The organism is Pedobacter jeongneungensis (assembly GCF_039538295.1).
Lineage (GTDB): Bacteria > Bacteroidota > Bacteroidia > Sphingobacteriales > Sphingobacteriaceae > Pedobacter > Pedobacter jeongneungensis.
In genome coordinates, this window is the sequence record NZ_BAABBY010000005.1 from 164,093 (window position 1) to 181,248 (window position 17,156).

Genomic DNA, 17,156 nt, shown 5'->3' on the forward strand with positions numbered 1-17,156 from the left:
ATCAAATGGCTTTTTGCTTAAATATTAAAGTGGATTAAGGATTCATCCGGTTAAAATATTCGCATATAGAATCATTATTCGCTTTTGCCCTGTCTTCACTCGTGCCAAAGGTTAATTCGGTTTTTCCTTCTTTCATCTGTTCAAATACTGATGTTACAAAGTCACTCACTGCGGGGTGTGCATCATGGATTCCTTTTCCACCCAAATCAGTATTCAAAGCCGGCGGAATCATCTCAATTACCTCTATCTTCGAATCTTTCAGGCTGTGGCGTAATGAAAGCGTAAAAGAACGCATAAAGGCTTTCGTTCCACAATAAACAGGTACCTGAGAAAACGGCACAAATGCCAAACCTGAGGTAACATTAATAATCGTATCTAAAGAATCCAGCTCGGTGAAAAGTTTTGTTAAATGAATCGGCGCCAAAACGTTGGTGGTGATTTCATCATTTGCTTTTTCATAGAAATCATCATCACCAATTTTCATCCAGTTTTGGATACCGGCATTATTTACCAATACATTTAAATCGCTATGGTTTTCGGCAATCCATTTGTATAATTCAATTCTATCTGTTTCGTTTGATAGATCGCAAGCTTTAGTAATTACCGATGGTAGTTTTTCTTTTGCCTCGTGTAAAGCCGATTCACGTCGGCCACAGATAATTACCGTATTGTTTTCTTTTATAAATCTTTCGGTCAGCCCGAAGCCTATGCCACTTGCGCCGCCTGTAATCAGGATTTTATTATTTGCTAATTTCATGTTCTAATAAATTGATTGGTCAAAGATGAAGCTATTAAAAAGATTTATTATGGTGAGTAGTACAGTTTTTTCATAGTCCTTTAAAAGATGAGTTCATTAAATAAATCAGATTTTAGTCCCCAGGTAATAAACCATTAATGCATGATAAAATGAATTCTCTTGAGAGAAAACTTTTGTTATATTTGCGCAATCAAAATAAAATGGTCCCGTAGTTCAACGGATACCCGCCTGAACGACTTAGTCGGGCAGGGAATAGAAGTTTTCTAAACTTTAGCAATGAGTTACTTTGCCTATGTAATTAAAAGTTTGCATTTTGATTATTTTTACAAAGGACATTGTGAAGATTTAGATAAACGATTAAAAGAACACAACGCTGGTAAGACGAAGTCAAATAAGGCTTACCTCCCCTTCATAATTTTTTATTATGAAGAATTCCCAACAAGGGATGAAGCAATTAAAAGAGAAAAATATTTTAAATCTGCTTCAGGAAGGCGATATTTGAAAAATAAAATGGTCCCGTAGTTCAACGGATAGAATAGAAGTTTCCTAAACTTTAGATATGAGTTCGATTCTCGTCGGGACCACACTTATTAGTTGCAACCAATTGATTTATAGTAAATTAATATTGGTTGCGACTATTTTGCTTACAGATTTACCTACACTTTTATATAATTATTTTGCAGGTTGTATTTTGCTATGACTTGTGTATTGATACCTATCCTAAATTTTATTGCGTATCTGTCGATAAATAAAATAATAATTCTAGAGCAAATTTCTCAAAGTTATGCCCTTTGCGGTAATAATGTCAAGAAAGTCTGCGTTTGTATCTTGAATGTTCAAAGCATGTTTTATTTTATCATAGCCTCTTTTTAATTTAAACTTTTTATTTAAATCCTCGATGGAATCGTCAGATACTTTCTTCCTTTTCAAAAACATACATTCTGGATCAGACAACTGCCAGGTACCGTCAAGCAATTTAAATGCTTTCAAATATTCGAGTAACTGGATTTTATACTTAAAAGTTTCTCCAGCCGAATCGACTTCAGTCAAAACAATATATTCATTTGGATCTTCCTTTATGGAGACTAATATTTTAGCTTCAAGCTTTCTTAGTTTTATTAATGTTCCTTTTAGCTCAATCAATTCTAATTTATAGATAGGGGCATCTAAATTATCATGCGATAAAGGATTTAGAAGAATATCCTTATATTCTTTCAGTTTTTTAAATTCATTGAAATCACCTCCATATTCCTGATAAACCTTTTTAAAATTATCCATTAACGTATCTAGTTGCAGAGCTTTAGTGCCTTCTTCATCAGTAGTTTTAATGGTTTTATGATATGGAAGTAATTGCTTTAAAAGCCTCTCTGCTTCTTTTCTTAAGTAGTTCGCACATGCAGGATAATCGAATTCTCGCAAGTATTTTTCGGCCCTCTCTAGGTAATCACTATTATTTGGGATAAAGGGGATTGGTATTTTTTCATTATTTTCATCTTGATACATTTCCCTTATTGCCCATTCGGCTAAAAGGCCTTCATAATCTAATCTTTTTTTAATCAAGTTAAAAAAACTCCGATCGTGCGTCAATATTATTATTTGATAATTTTTAAACTGATTTAATACTAGCTCTAAAACCATATCTCGATTGCTCATATCGAGACTAATAAGTAAATCATCTAAAACTAATAGTTTTGTTGCATCCCTAATGTATTTCAAATCCAAAACAGCGAACCGGATGGCGAGAGCTATTGTTGTTAGCCTTGCTTCATTAAGAAAAGAATGTGGTCTATTAATGCCTTTATTCGCATCATCTAAAGAATCATGTAGGTACTGTACAGACAAGAGAATTTTCGGTCTTATTACTGAATGATTTCGTTTAGTTGTGCTGTTTGGTAAGAATGCATCATAAGATGTGTTACAATATTTAAATTCGACTTTTAATTTTTGCTTAAATTTATTTTGAAGATAGTCATTTGCACTCTCTACTATTCTATTTAAAAAGGTATCGAATTCAATATTAAATCTGTTAACCGAATCTTGAAATTCGACATATGCTCGCTCATGCATTTTTGGTCGTGGATTCAGTCCATTAGCGATATGTTGCCACCAATCATTTGCATTTCTGTTACCTGCAATAAATTCAGAATCGAAGTTAACATAAGTCAGTATTTCTGCTTCAAAAATTGAAAATAAATCAACTTTATCTCTATTACTAAAATCGTATACTTTAGACAACAACCTGTAATTAATGAAGTCACTACTTTGAGCAACCGTTTTTAAAAAATTATCACTTTTCGTATTAACTGTAGCTAATGAAATTTTCTTCGTTATACTTGACTCATGTTCATCCTCAAATTCGACAACGATTGAACTGTTTGTGCCTGGAAGCATAAAGCGATTGACGAGATTTTGCTCGTTTTCCGGATCGAAATATTTTTTTATTTCCTCATCCGGCTTGTATACGCTTTGAAGGAAAGTGTATAGCGCCCAATAGATTGAACTTTTACCACTTCCATTCTCTCCATAAATGAGTATATTTTTTTGACAGAATTCGATATTATTTTCTCCGAAAAAAAACTTGAAGTTGTTTAGATGTAATTTTTTTATCTTTTGCATTGAGAGGCGTTTATCGAATTATGAAAGTGTTTTAAAAGGCATAATTAATGATGCTAGTCTTATGTCCATAAGCTTGAGGTTATTTCGAACCTCATTATCCTTATTTCTTAATAGTTGATATGTTTGATGAACTATATTGACAGAGCCTGTTATGTCTTCCGTATCTATAGGATAAAAGATATTAGATACATTGTCTAGAATAACTATATTTTCCTCTTTGAATTCGCCTGGGAAATATAGTTCATAGACTAGCGCGTCTAAAATATCCATTACCTCTTGAAAAATATGATGATTCGGTACATATTCGTTTATTTTAACATCATATAGCTCGTTTATAAATAAAAGGTACTCAACTAACAAACTGATAGTGTATTTGACAGACTCTGAGACTTTTTTAATAGGAATTTGTCTTAATTGTTCTGGTTTGATATTTACATCAAAAAAATAAAATGAAAACCATCTGTTAATTAATTTAGAGTTAATTATTCCTAAAATATATTTCAGTTCAGTTTTGACATCTTTAACATGTTTTTTGCATAAAATATTAGATAATCCATCACTACTAATAAAACGGTTTTCATCATATGTTGCTACCAACCTGTCCTTTAGTTTCGGATTTCTGATTCTTTGAATTAACAAATGGGGCTCTGTATATATACGTTCCGGCCTTGATCGATGGAGCCAGTTCCCGAACAAAATGTACTCTCCAGCCCATTTAACTTGATACTTGCCTATATCGCCCCCATTAAGCATCGGCCTATGGTTCTCATCAATTTTGATAAAAGAATTGTATGGTCTATCTTCACTCTTAGCACCATAGGCTGACATACCTCTAAATATGTCTACTATATCTGCAAGAGGGTAGGAATTTTCTTCAATCAGCCCGATATCTAACGGTTTTGACTTTAGCGATATTATTGAATCTGTCGGAGTTGATATTATAGTGCCCTTTCTGGAATATTTTAAATCCTTGCCAATTACATCGAAAGAAAATTTATCATCTAATTTTCTTGAAATACCGTATATATTTGTATCTACAGTAGCTTCATCGAATACGTCGTACAGCGTTTCAGAGCAAAATTCCAAAGAAAATTTTTCAGAAATTATTACTCTTATCCTTTTGAAATAACTAAGATTAATCCACGTATTAGGTGTTATAAAACATAGCAAGCCGTCATTAGAAAGTAGCTCTAAGCTTCTTTCTATAAAAAACTTGTAAATTTCAAAGGGGCCCTGTGTTGAAGAATAATTATCCTTGAAATAACGTTTTTCATTTTCATGTATTAAGGAACCATAAGGTGGATTCCCTATAATCAGATCAAAGCCACTGAATCCACCATCTAGACCTAATGTTTCTGGAAACTCAATACGCCATTCAAATGCATTTTGATAAATAATATTCTGTCTAGCTTTTTCAATTTTGTCTCTTAATTTTATAATTTCATCAGCAAGTTTCTTTTTGCCAGAATTACGCTTTTCATCTAAATTTTCAGAAAAGAGTTGAGTGCTGTCATATTTTATATAAAAATCTCTTTCTTTTTTGTCTAGAGACGCGACATTTTTATCTGTCTTTGAAATAGTGATTCTAAAATTATTTTTGATATTATTTATTTCATTCTCTATTTCCTTTTTCTTATTTTTATCACTAGTATTTTGATACTCCTTTACAGATTCATAATATTTTTTTATCGCAATTTCCTTATTTTTTAAACTTGAATCTAAAGGCAGTTTGTTTATAAGGGAATTTCCCACTTTAATATTAATATCAATATTAGGTAGGGTTTCTAATACTTCAATTTCGCCTGATTCTAAATCGGCATGATAGTATGAATGCTTTAATAGTTCTATCCATAGCCTAAGACGACAAATTTTCACCGAATTTGGATTAATATCTACACCAAATAGACAATTTTCGATTAATGTTTGCTTTTCATTAAAAATAGCAACCTGTAATTTTTGAATCGAATCTATAGTTCTATTATGTGTATTTAAAATATAATTAAAGTTTTTTTCATCTATTTCATCTACAATGTTCAACTCGTCATCACTATTACTTATAACATAACCTCTGATTATGCTACCATCTAAATAACATAAAATACCTAGCTCAAATTTGATAACAATCAATTCATTTAATGCTGAAACTAAAAAGTGGCCCGAGCCGACTGCTGGGTCACAAATTCTAACCTGATTTATGAGCTCATTAGCAAATTGCCTAACTTCTCGATTTGTGAAATCCAATTTTTGCTTCAAATCTTCAAAATCTGCAGCTTTAATACCTTTGTTTTTAAAAGTTATAGATCCATTAAATTTATTTACAACTACTCTTCGGAGAGACTCTCTACACATGAATGTTGTTATTCTCCCTGGGGTAAAAAATGAACCCTCTTTGTACCCGTTAATTTTTTCAAAGATTAATCCTAATACAGAAGCGTTTATTAGTGATTTCTTCTCTTCTTGAATTACATCATTTGTATTACTACTGAAATTGAATGAACCAAGGAATTTAAAAATATACTCCAATGGATCCAGACTGCCTTTGAGTCTTTTACCCCCACTCTCGAGGACAGTTGAAGAAAAAATCTTCAGCTTGACATTTGGATTAAGGTTATTGAGAGTAAGAATTCTTTTTTCGAGTTCTGTTGGTTCAAACAAAGAACTATTTAAATACGGAACACTATTAAATTTTGGCCGTACCTGTTCCGTCCTCGTTTCGAGTGGGCGAGCTAGTACTTCAAAAAAAAGGTCGTTTAAATCAGTGTAATTTTTTAGATAAGAACTATTTAAAAAATTATAACTTTTGCTATCACGGTGATATTTAATTAATTGTGATTCCAAAAGCTTTAAAAACAAAATTCTATTTACCCAAGTAATGACTAACTCAAGCGATATGTTAAATAGTTGTTCTGGGTATGTTTTCCCATATATCTGAATTTCATCTAAATCACCAATTTTATTTACGGCATCAATTTTATTGATAGTGTTTTCAATAAACGATCCTGGATCCCTTTCTCCAATAGGCTTTCTATTTATCACTTTCTTCCCAGCGGAAATCTCCTCTAATCCTATTATATGGAGAAGTTCATGATAAAAATCATTATCTAACGCATTACTTTCATTAGAGACAGGAAGCTTTAAGAGATGACCTGGAGAAAGAATTTTATAAGGGACAATTAAGGCGTCATCGTAATCGTTGTTTTCAAGATGTCTTTTCTTTATATCCGCAATCGTGAAATAGGTAACATTCAAGACCAAATCGTTTTGTGAGTTTAAAATCTTAAATAACTCCTCATAAAAAAAAGGATTTAACTTGCCGTCACTCAGCTTAAGTTCAAAAAGACGTTTTATTTGTGAATTACTATAAATTTTTTTATCAAATTCATTAGCATCAAAAATATACCACTCTTCGACGTTTGAAATTATAAGGTGTTTCAACTCCGTATTTTTATTTTCAAGTCTTTCCCTAAAATAATATAGTATTAACTCATGAAGTGCTTTAACATTAGGCTTTTTGAATGTTATCATCTCGCTAACATTCTTAGGGCTTTTAATTTCTAAAATTACTCCAACAGGGTGTGACGGTAGTTTGCCTAGATGAATTACTAAGTCATTTTTTGCAATGGGATTAATTTGGTTTGATTCCTTATACCATGTATCTTTCAAGAAATCACCAAGCAAATATTTTAAATGATCTTCATCGAATTTCTTATCAACTTTTTCAAACAAGCTTTTCAAATTCTTCTTATAAGAATCGATCTCCTGCCTATCAACAGGAACTTTTCGATACGAAGTATTTAAAGATTTGAAAGGTGAGATTTTATTTAGCTGCATAGGTGATTAAAGAAGTAATGGTAATTTCTCAATGAAATTAGTATTAAATATAAGTAACTTTCCGAACTGACAGAATCAGCTTATTGTTTGTAAATAGCACTAGGTTAATTGAACCCAGAAATGATGTAAGGTTAAATTAGATTTATCGTCTCTAGTATGGAATGATTCTAACCGATTATTCGAGCCGTTCACCAACTGAAGGTGTTCACTTTTTTCCCACCCAGCGTCACCAATCCAGCCATTAATTTTTGTTAACCAGAACTTGTAATCATCGGCCTTAATAAACCCTATTAGTCCATTAACTGATAAGGGTTCATTCCGATTATTTAAGCCATGCTTACCCTCCTTAAACCTCTGTATACCTGCGCCTTTTCCGAAAACATATTCATGTTCAAGTCTTTTTTCTTTTGGTCCTGAATTTGGAGTTGGCAATAACTTAGCTTCAATTGTGAAAATTAAGCTACTCCCATAATAAACACCGATATCAATTACACTTGTTCCCAACTGTGAGTTTTCTCTTGCAAAATAAAATTTCGAGCTACAATTGTTAGTCATGAAAACACAAAAAGATAATGAGTGTTGATTTTCATTCTTTTTTAATTCCAGAATATTAATAAACTCTTCTGACCCAGTGAAGGATTTTAATTCTGACTCTATATAGATTACTAATTCATCAATTATATTATTTGGCTCTAGCAGCTTAAACCCTATGAAATTTTCCATAATTTAGAAACCAGCTTTTTTGAAATCCATAAATGTGTCATCAACATCTTTTAAAGCAATTGAATCCAGCCAGTACCTTTGGGCAATAGGTTTAACGAATATGATGCAATCATATCCATCTACATGCTGATAAATTCTTAAAATCCGCTTATTGATTAGTCCAGAATTTGTTATATTATCATTTACTAGAACTTCTAAATCTTTGGGGTCTCCATTTAAAGCTGCATTATTGAACCCTCCATCTGGTCCAAAACCAAATTGTAAATAGACAAACTGATTTGTCGATTTTTGGCAACCTACTTGCCAGGAATTACCATTTTTCTTATAAAGTTTATTAAGTGATGCGCAAAAAACTTTACCAAAGCTAGTTAATTGGTTATCAGAAACTGGTGAAACAAAGATATTTCCTGCGCTTCTAGAACTAATTGCCTTGCCCAAATGCACATAATACTTTAATATATCTTCCTGTATTAATTTTTCTTCAATAGAGAGGTCTAAGTCTTCTATTTGCTGTGGATAGGGTAGTGAATCAAAATCTTCCTTAATAAATGCAGTTTCTTTATGTATTAAAAGCTTTGAACTAGTAAGCAACATGTAAAGTCGATTTATCTTTGAAATATCATCATTAACATAAAGTCGGTTATAAATATCATTAAGTTTATCGAACTCATTTAAAGGAGCATGAATACCAATGAAACTAATATTAAAAGTTTGATAAGCATTAAACAACTGCATTGGAATCTTTTTCTTTCCAAGGATCTCGGCTACTACTAAAACAGGCGGACTAAAAAGTAACTCATTTCTAGGTGCTTCGAATTTTTTTTCAGCTTCTATAGTTGTTGTAAAACAATTTTGGCTTTCATCAAATTTTATTTTAGTGCTTATTGATGGCTTTTGGTGTAGGTGTAAGGCGAATGATTTAGTGTTTTCATTACCTCCGATTTTATACCCGGAACTATATAACCATTCCTCATTTTGTCTTTTAAGATCTTCAAAATGATTCTTAAGGGTTGGCAATAAACTCAACTTATAAATTAGATGAAACAATCTTCCTCCACCAAGTAAATTTGTTTTCCAAATAAATGATTTGGAAGGATCTAGTGCCCAATCTAACTTGACTTGCTGTTGATCATAATAATCTATCTCAAATCTAATTTTCTTCTCCGCTTCAGTAGTTCTTTTAACAATTACATGTTGTATAGGTGCGTCTATTGGCTTGACGTTATTTATTATTAATGCAGCAACAGGTGTTCTACCGATTTTCTTTTTATCATCATAATTACTATTGCTCTTTTTGGTAAATAATACCTCTCTCAAATGGGTAAAGTCATAAATTTTTTCAACAGTAAAATTTGAAAAAAGACTGTGCCTATAACTATGAGCTGCTTTATTATACAACAGAACATTGGAAGGGATTATTAAACAAATTTTCTTCCCAAAAAGGCAAGATCCTTCTAAAAAATGAAGAGCGAAGTTATTGTTAGGGATTTTTTTATTAAAAAAATCAAGTTTCTTTATAACTGAGGGAGCTAGTACATCTTCTTTGTTTTTTCCAGTCTCAATATTAAATGGGGGATTTCCAATTATCAAGTCAAAAGAAAGCTTTTGTTCTTTTGCTGTTAAAGCCCACTCAAAAAAATTGTCATTTTGAATGTTTTTTTGACTAAGATCCTTAAATCTAAGATTGTTCCAAATCTCTTGAGGAGTGAGTTTGTCTAATAAAGCAGTCGTTAGGCCAAATATTGTTACTAATGTTGCGGTTTTTTTAACGTCAATTCCAAAAATATTCTCTTCGAGAATACGTTGAGCAACTTTAGAACTTGGGTATACAATCTCGTCTTTGGTACTATTAGTAATAGCCCACCATTGTAATAATCGCTTATATGCTGCAACTAAAAATACCCCTGATCCACACGTTGGATCCAAAATTTTGAAATTCCCATCGTTAAATAGATGAGGTTTATCCAAAGGCATCACCTCATCTATTAATAGATTTACGAGGTGTATTGGGGTATAAACCACTCCTTTTTCACTATCACCGTTTTGTCTTATTGCTTCAGCCTGAATAAAATTTTCGTAAATGGCACTAATGATCTCTGTTGGTAGATGTTTAAAGCTATACTGTTCCCAAAAAAATAATTGTCCAGACTTAATATCTATGTTAGCACGTAAGAAATGCGCTAACAAACTGAGATCGGACGATGAAATGAGATTTTTTTCTAAACTATCAAATTTATCAAAAATACGGCCATTAAATTCATTAGCTAAATCATTTAAAATGTCTATGACTAGTTTATTATCGACTGCTTCAGCAAAATTATTAATTTTGTATTTCTTATAAAGTAATCTTAGAGTATGCTTGCCCTGATCATCTTTTATCTCCTCTAAAAATTTAACAAGAATGCACGTAACTAATAATTTGTCTATTGTTTCAGGTAATAGGTTGAGAGATCCGTCTGCTAATAAAAGTTTTCTAACGGTCATTAAATAGTCCAATAGAAAAATATATGGACTATTTCTCTCGTCAATTTTTTCTTCAAACTGTGGTTGATCCCAAAAAGTACCGCTACCAAATAATTTAGCAGAAAAAAGTTCCTCCTGAATTCCATTAATTGCTCTACTAGATGCAAGCACTAAACTTTCGATACTTAGATTATTTTCATTGTTAGATTCAGCAGGTTTTCTGGCGTTGATGATATCTATGCGAGTCTCGCCCTTTATTACATAAACTTCATTTTTTCCAGCACTCCATATCGCCGCATGCAACTTTATATGCTCTGCACTATCAAAAAAAACATCATTTTTTACGAGTACACAAACTGACGGCTCGGATTTATAAGAAATTTTCTCTGTTTCTACATAGTATCTACGAAAAAGTACCGCATCTATACCTAGCTTCTTAGCTTCGTTAATATAAAGGATTTCATAATTATTTTCAAGACTAACAGGATTGGCGCAAAAAACAAGCCCATTTTTTTCAGTAAAATCTAAAACGTTAGCTTCCATTTGTATTTTTTTGCGAAATAATTTAGTTTGCAAAACTAATAATGATATTGACTAATTCATGTTTCTATTTACATGATTAGAACTATTTTGCCACTTAAATCCTAAATTTATCTTTTTAATTACGCTATAATATAATTAATATAGAAGTAATGCAGTTTACCGCCCTTTCAGAAGCTCTACTTTTTCCTTTTCACTTGCTAGTAACTTTTCATATAATTTCTTGTTTTCTTCATATAATTCAATGACTTTTTCTAAGGGATTGAATGTTACCTGATAACCAATATTTGCACCAGTATTATTTGAGTTCTCATAATTATTCTGAATATTGTAGATCATTTTTTCTTCATCGAAATTGCGTATCGAGTCGGCTGGCAACCCTAATACCAAGGCAATCTTTTCCAACGTAGAATCTTCAATAACCTCACTTTGTTCGAGTTTACTAACAGTCTGTTGACTAACTCCCAATTCCATAGCCAATACCTCCTGTTTCATGCCTCTTAATTCACGGATTTTAGAGATTTTACGGCCTAAATGCATACGTGTGTTTTTTTCTGAGGTTTCCATATCCCAAATATATCTTTTTTTTTGATGGTAAAAAACAAGGAATGAGCTGTATTTTACGCCGGTAATCGGTTCAGTACGCCCGATACACTTTCGAATTTAGGGTTCACTTAAATCCCAGATTATGAATGTAGAAACTATCAACCAAAGCAAAATTAGTCCGGATAGGCTAATATCTTTCACAGAGACATTGGTTTACAAGTTTGAGCCAATGCAGATCTATCTGTTTTCAAAAATAGTAAACACAAATATTGAAGACGGATGTTTCACACCACAGGTCAATAAAGAAAAGGTCCATTATTTTTTGATGATGATCATGGAAAGCCCAACCCGGAATGAACACGAGGCTCAGGACTTTTGCAGATCTAAGTTCGGTTATGGGAAAATAACAATTCTTTCACATAGCCTAGCGACCGTTCAGGAAAGCACCAGAAAAAACAACAGGTTTTTTATCAGTATACTGAACAATGGCAAACTACTTTATGACCATACCGGATTTGTCAAATCAAAAAACAACCTTCCGTTCGATCCCAGTCAAAATTTCGAAAAAGCAGAAAGGCATTATAGCCATCGGATCAGATTGGCACAGGGCTTTCTGGACGGAGCCGGTGACAGTTATGGTAACGGGCATTATTCCGTAGCGGTCTTTATGGTGCATCAGGTTATTGAGCAATGTACGATCGTTCTGATCAAGGTGAACCTTGCATACCGCTCCGACATTCATAACTTAGGCAGGCAACTGGACTTGTGCCAGTGCTTTTCTGCGAAACCATCAGAAATATTCAGGACTTCCAACGAAGATCTTCGGCTCTTCGAAATATTGCTGCGAAGTTACTCACAGGCAAGGTATAAGGATAATTTCAAGGTCGATCAGGAAGATGCGGATAAGCTGGTAACAAAGGCCTATGCTTTCTTTGAGCTGACCAAGAAAATCTGCCTGGATAAAATAGAAGAGTTTAAGGCCGAAAATGCCCAGTTAAAAGAAAGAGAGGTAAGCTTTGAATAACAACATTATCGAAATCCCTGACCATAGGTTTTTCAGGCTTCCCTTTGAACACGGAACACTGAAACTGACGAGAAGTATACTCGACTCACATTCTGAATTCAGGAAGCCCAGACGTACCTATCTCTATGTCGGAACCAGAATGATTTCATTTTTAAATAATATCCTAACTTTTTCAGTAACCATTGAAAACGAACATGAAGAAATGGTATATCTGAAGGTTATTGAATCACATCTCCTGGTAAGTTGCAGTGTAGATACCGATAGGACATATCTGAGCAGGTACGCCTATTTCTTTCTGGATAAATACCTGAATTTTTATCCGGCAAAGGATATGGATAATTTCTACTGGCCGGATTTTTTTGATGCTACAGGAAAGTCGAAATTTCTTAAAATTGAAAATAAGGAAAACACCTTTGAGATAAAACTGAGAACTAAATACCAGTTTTTTTATAAACCGGGTCTTGCGCTTCCGCTTGTCTCTGGTAAATATCGGGTTAGAAAGAGCGAAGTATCCCGATATACTACAACTAGTAAACCTATAAAAGAGCCTTACGTAATTGCATATTGCCTTCTGGATTCCTTAAACCTCCGTGTACAAAATCAGGAAAACAAAGAACTGACGCTGTTAATTCCAATAAAGGCCACACTCAATCAGGATCAAAAATCTTTTAAATCCATGTTACGTTATCTGAGCACAAGCGACAGTCATAAATTGACGGCACAGAATGATGATCAATACGTGCTAAACAATATATGCAATGAGATGTGGAAAAACACGCTGTTTTACCATAGCAGAAATGCAAAGACAGGAATACTATCAAAAAAATATGTTGAGAGAAACCTCACCCAGTTCAAATTATGGGAACAGGCTTTTCCCTTGCTGACCGGACAAAAATTTGTCTGTTATCAGCAGTTCTATGGCTTACGTTATATCAAGGGGAAGCCGACCAAAAAAGATATCAGTCCCTGCGAATTTTCACCGGAAATACCAACGCTTAAATTTTTCCTGAAAGATAAAGGCGATTACTACAGGTTGGAAATCAAGTTTGCGGTTAACGAAAAGACCTTCAATTTCGCCAGTCATCTTACAGCGCATTACTTTGCTGCCTCCGATATCGATCCAAAAAGATTTTACCTTCTTAGATCACCGGAAGACGCGGAACTTGTCAGTTTTTTTGCAAGAATAAACTTTAGTCTGCCTGTTCTGAAGAAACACTACCATAGCCACTTTAAGGTTTTCGCTGACAAGATCCGCAGGATTTATGGAATCAAGGAACGATAAGCTAAAACAACCACAGCTTAATCTAACCAACGCTTATAAATCGCATTTAATATTTTTACTCCGTAGATGCAAAAAAATAAGCAAAACAGGTAAGGGAAAGAGGCGACTGGGTTTTGCAGGCCGAAAATGCGCGCGAGGGAATTGGATCAATCGTCCTGATATTATTGGCACCTGCTAGCGTGTATTTGTTCTTGCCTGTTTCTTTCGTTGGCGGTTGCGCCCGTTAATGGCTTCGTCATCAATATCATCCTGAATATCTATATCCAGAGAAAATATATAGCCATTTTCCATCTGCGCAAAATCAGTTTGAGTTTGATAGTTTTCTTGCAACGTTTCCGTGCCTGTCTGTAGTTCTTTGATATTAGTTGCAGCCGATTCCAACTTTTCTTCCTGAACTTTCATCTCTATGCGCTCTGTAAGGGTGCCGTTCTTCCTTGTATTGGAGTAAGCCATTGTTTCTGTCAGTTGTCTATCAAAACCAAACAGATCATCAAATAAACTTTCCCCACTCTGTTTAAAGGCAACACGGTCAAACTGGCCCATTTTCTTTGAGTGCTCGGCATTCTTTCCCCGTGAAGTGTTCTGGGGACTGAGCTTGATTTTATTGGTGGCATCCTTCCGGCTGACAATAATCTGCAGATGCATCTGGTCACCAGGTTTACGGTCCCCTCTTTTTTTTAAACCTTGTTTGACTTCAAGATCATTATGGCCGTAATAACGATAGTTTTCCAGTTTGCCAAACCAGACAAGATTATGATGGCTTTCAATCCCTGTCCTCTTGAAGTTCTGTGCATAAACATCCATTACGCGAACCACAAATGCTTTCATCTGGGCTTTCGCACCGTCTTCTCCATACTGCTGCTTTAAAAATGCTATTTCCTTCTGACTGGGACTGATGTTGATCAAAAAGAATTTTGCATCATCCCTGCCCAGTTTGGCGTTATTGCTATCAATCTTACGCCTGACCTCATAGGGTTCAATATTTGTTTCACTCCCGTTGAACCAGTATTCAGGCTCTTTGTTATGAATACGGTTCTCTTTTTCCAGATAATGGACAAGGCCACTGCTGCTGGTTTTGTTGTCCGCCTGTTTACTGTCTGTGATATTGATAAACATAGAACTGGGTTAATTATTTATAGCAACCTTATCTGTTCTTTGGTAAGGGCGATAAGATCTTCTTTTTCCTTGGCAGAAGTCATCATACCGAACGAATCCCTTGATCTGATATAACCGTCCAGAATGAAGACAAACTGTGCCTTCAGGGCGTGCTTGTTGTTAAGGCTATCAAGTATCGTATTCAGTAGTTTTCCTGATTCACTGAATGCCCCGGCAAGGGCATTCAGGTTGTTAAGTACATCAACATTGTGCTTCAGCACTTCCTTGTTGAAACGGTCTATGATCTGCCGCTGCGATTCTGATATCCTGCTCATCTCCATTTTGGCAGGAATGAGGAGCATCTCCTCCTGTGCCTTGATGAAACCAATGTATTTCTGGTGGTTTTTAACCAGCATATTTTTTAACAATTCATCATTGAAATCAAGCGGATCTTTTTTGCTCCTATAGAAATAATCCACCATCTGCGAGAAGACTAAACGCTTTGAACGGCCCAGTTTTATGGCGATCCTGTCCATTTTTGAAGCGGTCTGACTGTTAAACTTAATCGTGCTTAATGTTTCTTCCTTTATATTTATCGGGTCAAGTGACATAAAATTTGATCGTTAAAATAATTATCATATATCTGCATATATAGCCTACCAATGCTACAGATATGTTGAACCCTGCCTAGGGTTCCTTTTTCTTTTACCTGGCCCTCCCATGGGCCACAAGAACCCCTGGAGGGTTCTTCAAGCGGGCTTTACGGTATCGTAAGGCCTGGAAGTAGGGCTCTGCCCAACTTCCGCTTGCTCCTTTTTCTGGAAATGAAAAAGGACCTTTTGCATACTCGATAATCCCCTCAAAGTTTCGTTCCCTGGGTTATATAGGTATATATAAATATCAAACTATTCGATTATCTATATATCCGTATATTCTGGTTCTGCCCAGCGGAACAGGCTTCGTCGGCTCTGTGAAGGGATGCACAATGCAGTACCTAATTTGCAGTTCTTACTTCCAGTGGGTTTTGTATTTTACTTTCCATGCTCTCCTTCGTTTTTTGATCGAATAACCATTACATTGATTACTTCGCTTTTTCTGAAATAGATTCGCTTTCCTAATCGCAGATAAGGGATAATACCCCTTTTCATCCAGTCAGTTAAACTTACTAACGAGATATCAAGTTCATTGGCCATTTCTTTCTTTGTAAAAAGGCGTTCGTTTCCTTTTTCCTTTTCTGCAAGTAGAATATCATTCATATCGCCGAATTGGATTTTCATTTCATCCCTAACTGCATCCTTGATGCATTGGATAAGGACATTTGAATCAAATAGTTGCATATTCTGCTCATTTAGGTTATTTCTCAATAAAGACTACTTTTTTTAAATCGTCTTTATTAAGTGGAGCAAAGTTTGGCAGAAGGCTAAAAAAAAACTGCCTTTCAAGTTCGGAAAGGCAGTTTTACGAGAAAGGTTGGCGACAATCACCTATCTATGTATGAAATGTTATAAATCCTATCGCTTTTTTTTAGTTTAGAGGTGCCATCAAAATAATTTAACGCTGTCTCAAGAGGGATAGCTTTTCCATTTTCAGTAAAATAAAGTGAAACAATTTTTGCCCAGGTCTTAACAGCACTTGTCGATATCGTTACTTTATCGCTATTTTTCGGATGTTCGATTTCAATAAGATCTTGAAACAATGCAATTAGATTTTTCTTATTCCCATTTTTAATATCAATTTTATGATGGGGCTCAACTGTAATTTCAGAAAGAAGGCTTGTTAAAGCTTTATTTTCCTCCTGAAGCTTTTTATTTCTCTCACTTTCGCTTTCCAATATACCCCATTCATCATACTCTGAAATTGTTTTTATGAACTTATCAAGCTTATTATGCCTACTATCTAATTTAACCTTCTCTATGCTAAATAAAGTTTTCCTTGATTGCCTTATGATTTCACTTCGGGTAAGTGTTACAATATCCATTATTTTACGGAAAAAGTCTTCTTTCAGTTTCTTTTTCTGATTACCTAAGAAGAATTTTAAATGGTAGTTATAAAGCGCGGAGTACTCTATCTCTTTCACCTCAAATATTTTGTTTATAAAAAAGTTGTCAAGAAATGGCTCTGGTGCATACATCAGTGGATGTAAGACAATATCGTAGATTGTTCGATTTTTATCTCTTATATCACAGGTTTTGAAAAAAATATTCATTCAGTTAGAGTTTTTAGTGTACAAGGGCAATTAACGGCTAAAATAAAAATTGATTTCTCTCTGTATTAAAGAA

Annotated in this window: 13 protein-coding genes and 1 tRNA gene; 4 read left to right on the forward strand and 10 right to left on the reverse strand. The window is 34.1% G+C overall.

Annotation, left to right across the window (positions count from 1 at the left end; genetic code table 11):
• Nucleotides 1-34: 34 nt before the first annotated feature.
• Nucleotides 35-757: an SDR family oxidoreductase gene (locus ABD769_RS10980; protein WP_344851463.1), complete on the reverse strand. Its 723-nt coding sequence runs from the start codon at nucleotides 755-757 to the stop codon at nucleotides 35-37.
• A 276-nt stretch (nucleotides 758-1,033) separates the two neighbouring features.
• Between ABD769_RS10980 and ABD769_RS10985 the strand changes: the two genes are divergently transcribed.
• Nucleotides 1,034-1,279, forward strand: a complete 246-nt coding sequence (locus ABD769_RS10985) for a GIY-YIG nuclease family protein (RefSeq protein ID WP_344851464.1) — start codon at nucleotides 1,034-1,036, stop codon at nucleotides 1,277-1,279.
• Nucleotides 1,270-1,341, forward strand: a tRNA-Arg gene (locus ABD769_RS10990). Before ABD769_RS10985 ends, ABD769_RS10990 begins: the two co-directional genes overlap by 10 nt.
• A gap of 178 nt (nucleotides 1,342-1,519) precedes the next feature.
• Here ABD769_RS10990 and ABD769_RS10995 read toward each other — a convergent pair.
• The 5 genes from ABD769_RS10995 to ABD769_RS11015 all read right to left on the reverse strand — a co-directional run bounded on the left by ABD769_RS10995 (nucleotide 1,520) and on the right by ABD769_RS11015 (nucleotide 11,497).
• On the reverse strand, nucleotides 1,520-3,373 hold the full coding sequence (locus ABD769_RS10995; protein ID WP_344851465.1) for an AAA family ATPase: 1,854 nt from the start codon (nucleotides 3,371-3,373) through the stop codon (nucleotides 1,520-1,522).
• A gap of 18 nt (nucleotides 3,374-3,391) precedes the next feature.
• Nucleotides 3,392-7,204, reverse strand: coding sequence for a type IIG restriction enzyme/methyltransferase (locus ABD769_RS11000; RefSeq protein ID WP_344851466.1), 3,813 nt, complete (start codon nucleotides 7,202-7,204; stop codon nucleotides 3,392-3,394).
• Between the two features lie 99 nt (nucleotides 7,205-7,303).
• A complete protein-coding gene (locus ABD769_RS11005; protein ID WP_344851467.1) occupies nucleotides 7,304-7,927 on the reverse strand; it encodes a hypothetical protein in 624 nt (207 codons plus the stop codon).
• A gap of 3 nt (nucleotides 7,928-7,930) precedes the next feature.
• Nucleotides 7,931-10,933, reverse strand: coding sequence for an HsdM family class I SAM-dependent methyltransferase (locus ABD769_RS11010; protein WP_344851468.1), 3,003 nt, complete (start codon nucleotides 10,931-10,933; stop codon nucleotides 7,931-7,933).
• A gap of 156 nt (nucleotides 10,934-11,089) precedes the next feature.
• The gene (locus ABD769_RS11015) at nucleotides 11,090-11,497 is read right to left on the reverse strand and encodes a helix-turn-helix domain-containing protein (RefSeq protein WP_344851469.1); all 408 of its coding nucleotides are present in this window, start codon (nucleotides 11,495-11,497) and stop codon (nucleotides 11,090-11,092) included.
• Nucleotides 11,498-11,618: 121 nt separating this feature from the next.
• Here ABD769_RS11015 and ABD769_RS11020 point away from each other — a divergent pair, with 121 nt between their 5' ends.
• Nucleotides 11,619-12,500, forward strand: a complete 882-nt coding sequence (locus ABD769_RS11020; protein ID WP_344851470.1) for a HEPN domain-containing protein — start codon at nucleotides 11,619-11,621, stop codon at nucleotides 12,498-12,500.
• A gap of 331 nt (nucleotides 12,501-12,831) precedes the next feature.
• Nucleotides 12,832-13,782 (forward strand): hypothetical protein, encoded by a 951-nt coding sequence (locus ABD769_RS11025; RefSeq protein ID WP_344851471.1) that lies wholly within the window; start codon nucleotides 12,832-12,834, stop codon nucleotides 13,780-13,782.
• Between the two features lie 174 nt (nucleotides 13,783-13,956).
• Here the strand turns inward: ABD769_RS11025 and ABD769_RS11030 are convergent, their stop codons facing one another.
• The 4 genes from ABD769_RS11030 to ABD769_RS11045 all read right to left on the reverse strand — a co-directional run bounded on the left by ABD769_RS11030 (nucleotide 13,957) and on the right by ABD769_RS11045 (nucleotide 17,083).
• Nucleotides 13,957-14,898, reverse strand: a complete 942-nt coding sequence (locus tag ABD769_RS11030) for a DUF5712 family protein (RefSeq protein WP_344851472.1) — start codon at nucleotides 14,896-14,898, stop codon at nucleotides 13,957-13,959.
• Between the two features lie 17 nt (nucleotides 14,899-14,915).
• Nucleotides 14,916-15,488: a BfmA/BtgA family mobilization protein gene (locus ABD769_RS11035; protein ID WP_344851473.1), complete on the reverse strand. Its 573-nt coding sequence runs from the start codon at nucleotides 15,486-15,488 to the stop codon at nucleotides 14,916-14,918.
• A gap of 420 nt (nucleotides 15,489-15,908) precedes the next feature.
• Nucleotides 15,909-16,214, reverse strand: coding sequence for a helix-turn-helix domain-containing protein (locus tag ABD769_RS11040; RefSeq protein WP_344851474.1), 306 nt, complete (start codon nucleotides 16,212-16,214; stop codon nucleotides 15,909-15,911).
• A 143-nt stretch (nucleotides 16,215-16,357) separates the two neighbouring features.
• Nucleotides 16,358-17,083 (reverse strand): hypothetical protein, encoded by a 726-nt coding sequence (locus ABD769_RS11045; RefSeq protein ID WP_344851475.1) that lies wholly within the window; start codon nucleotides 17,081-17,083, stop codon nucleotides 16,358-16,360.
• Nucleotides 17,084-17,156: the final 73 nt, after the last annotated feature.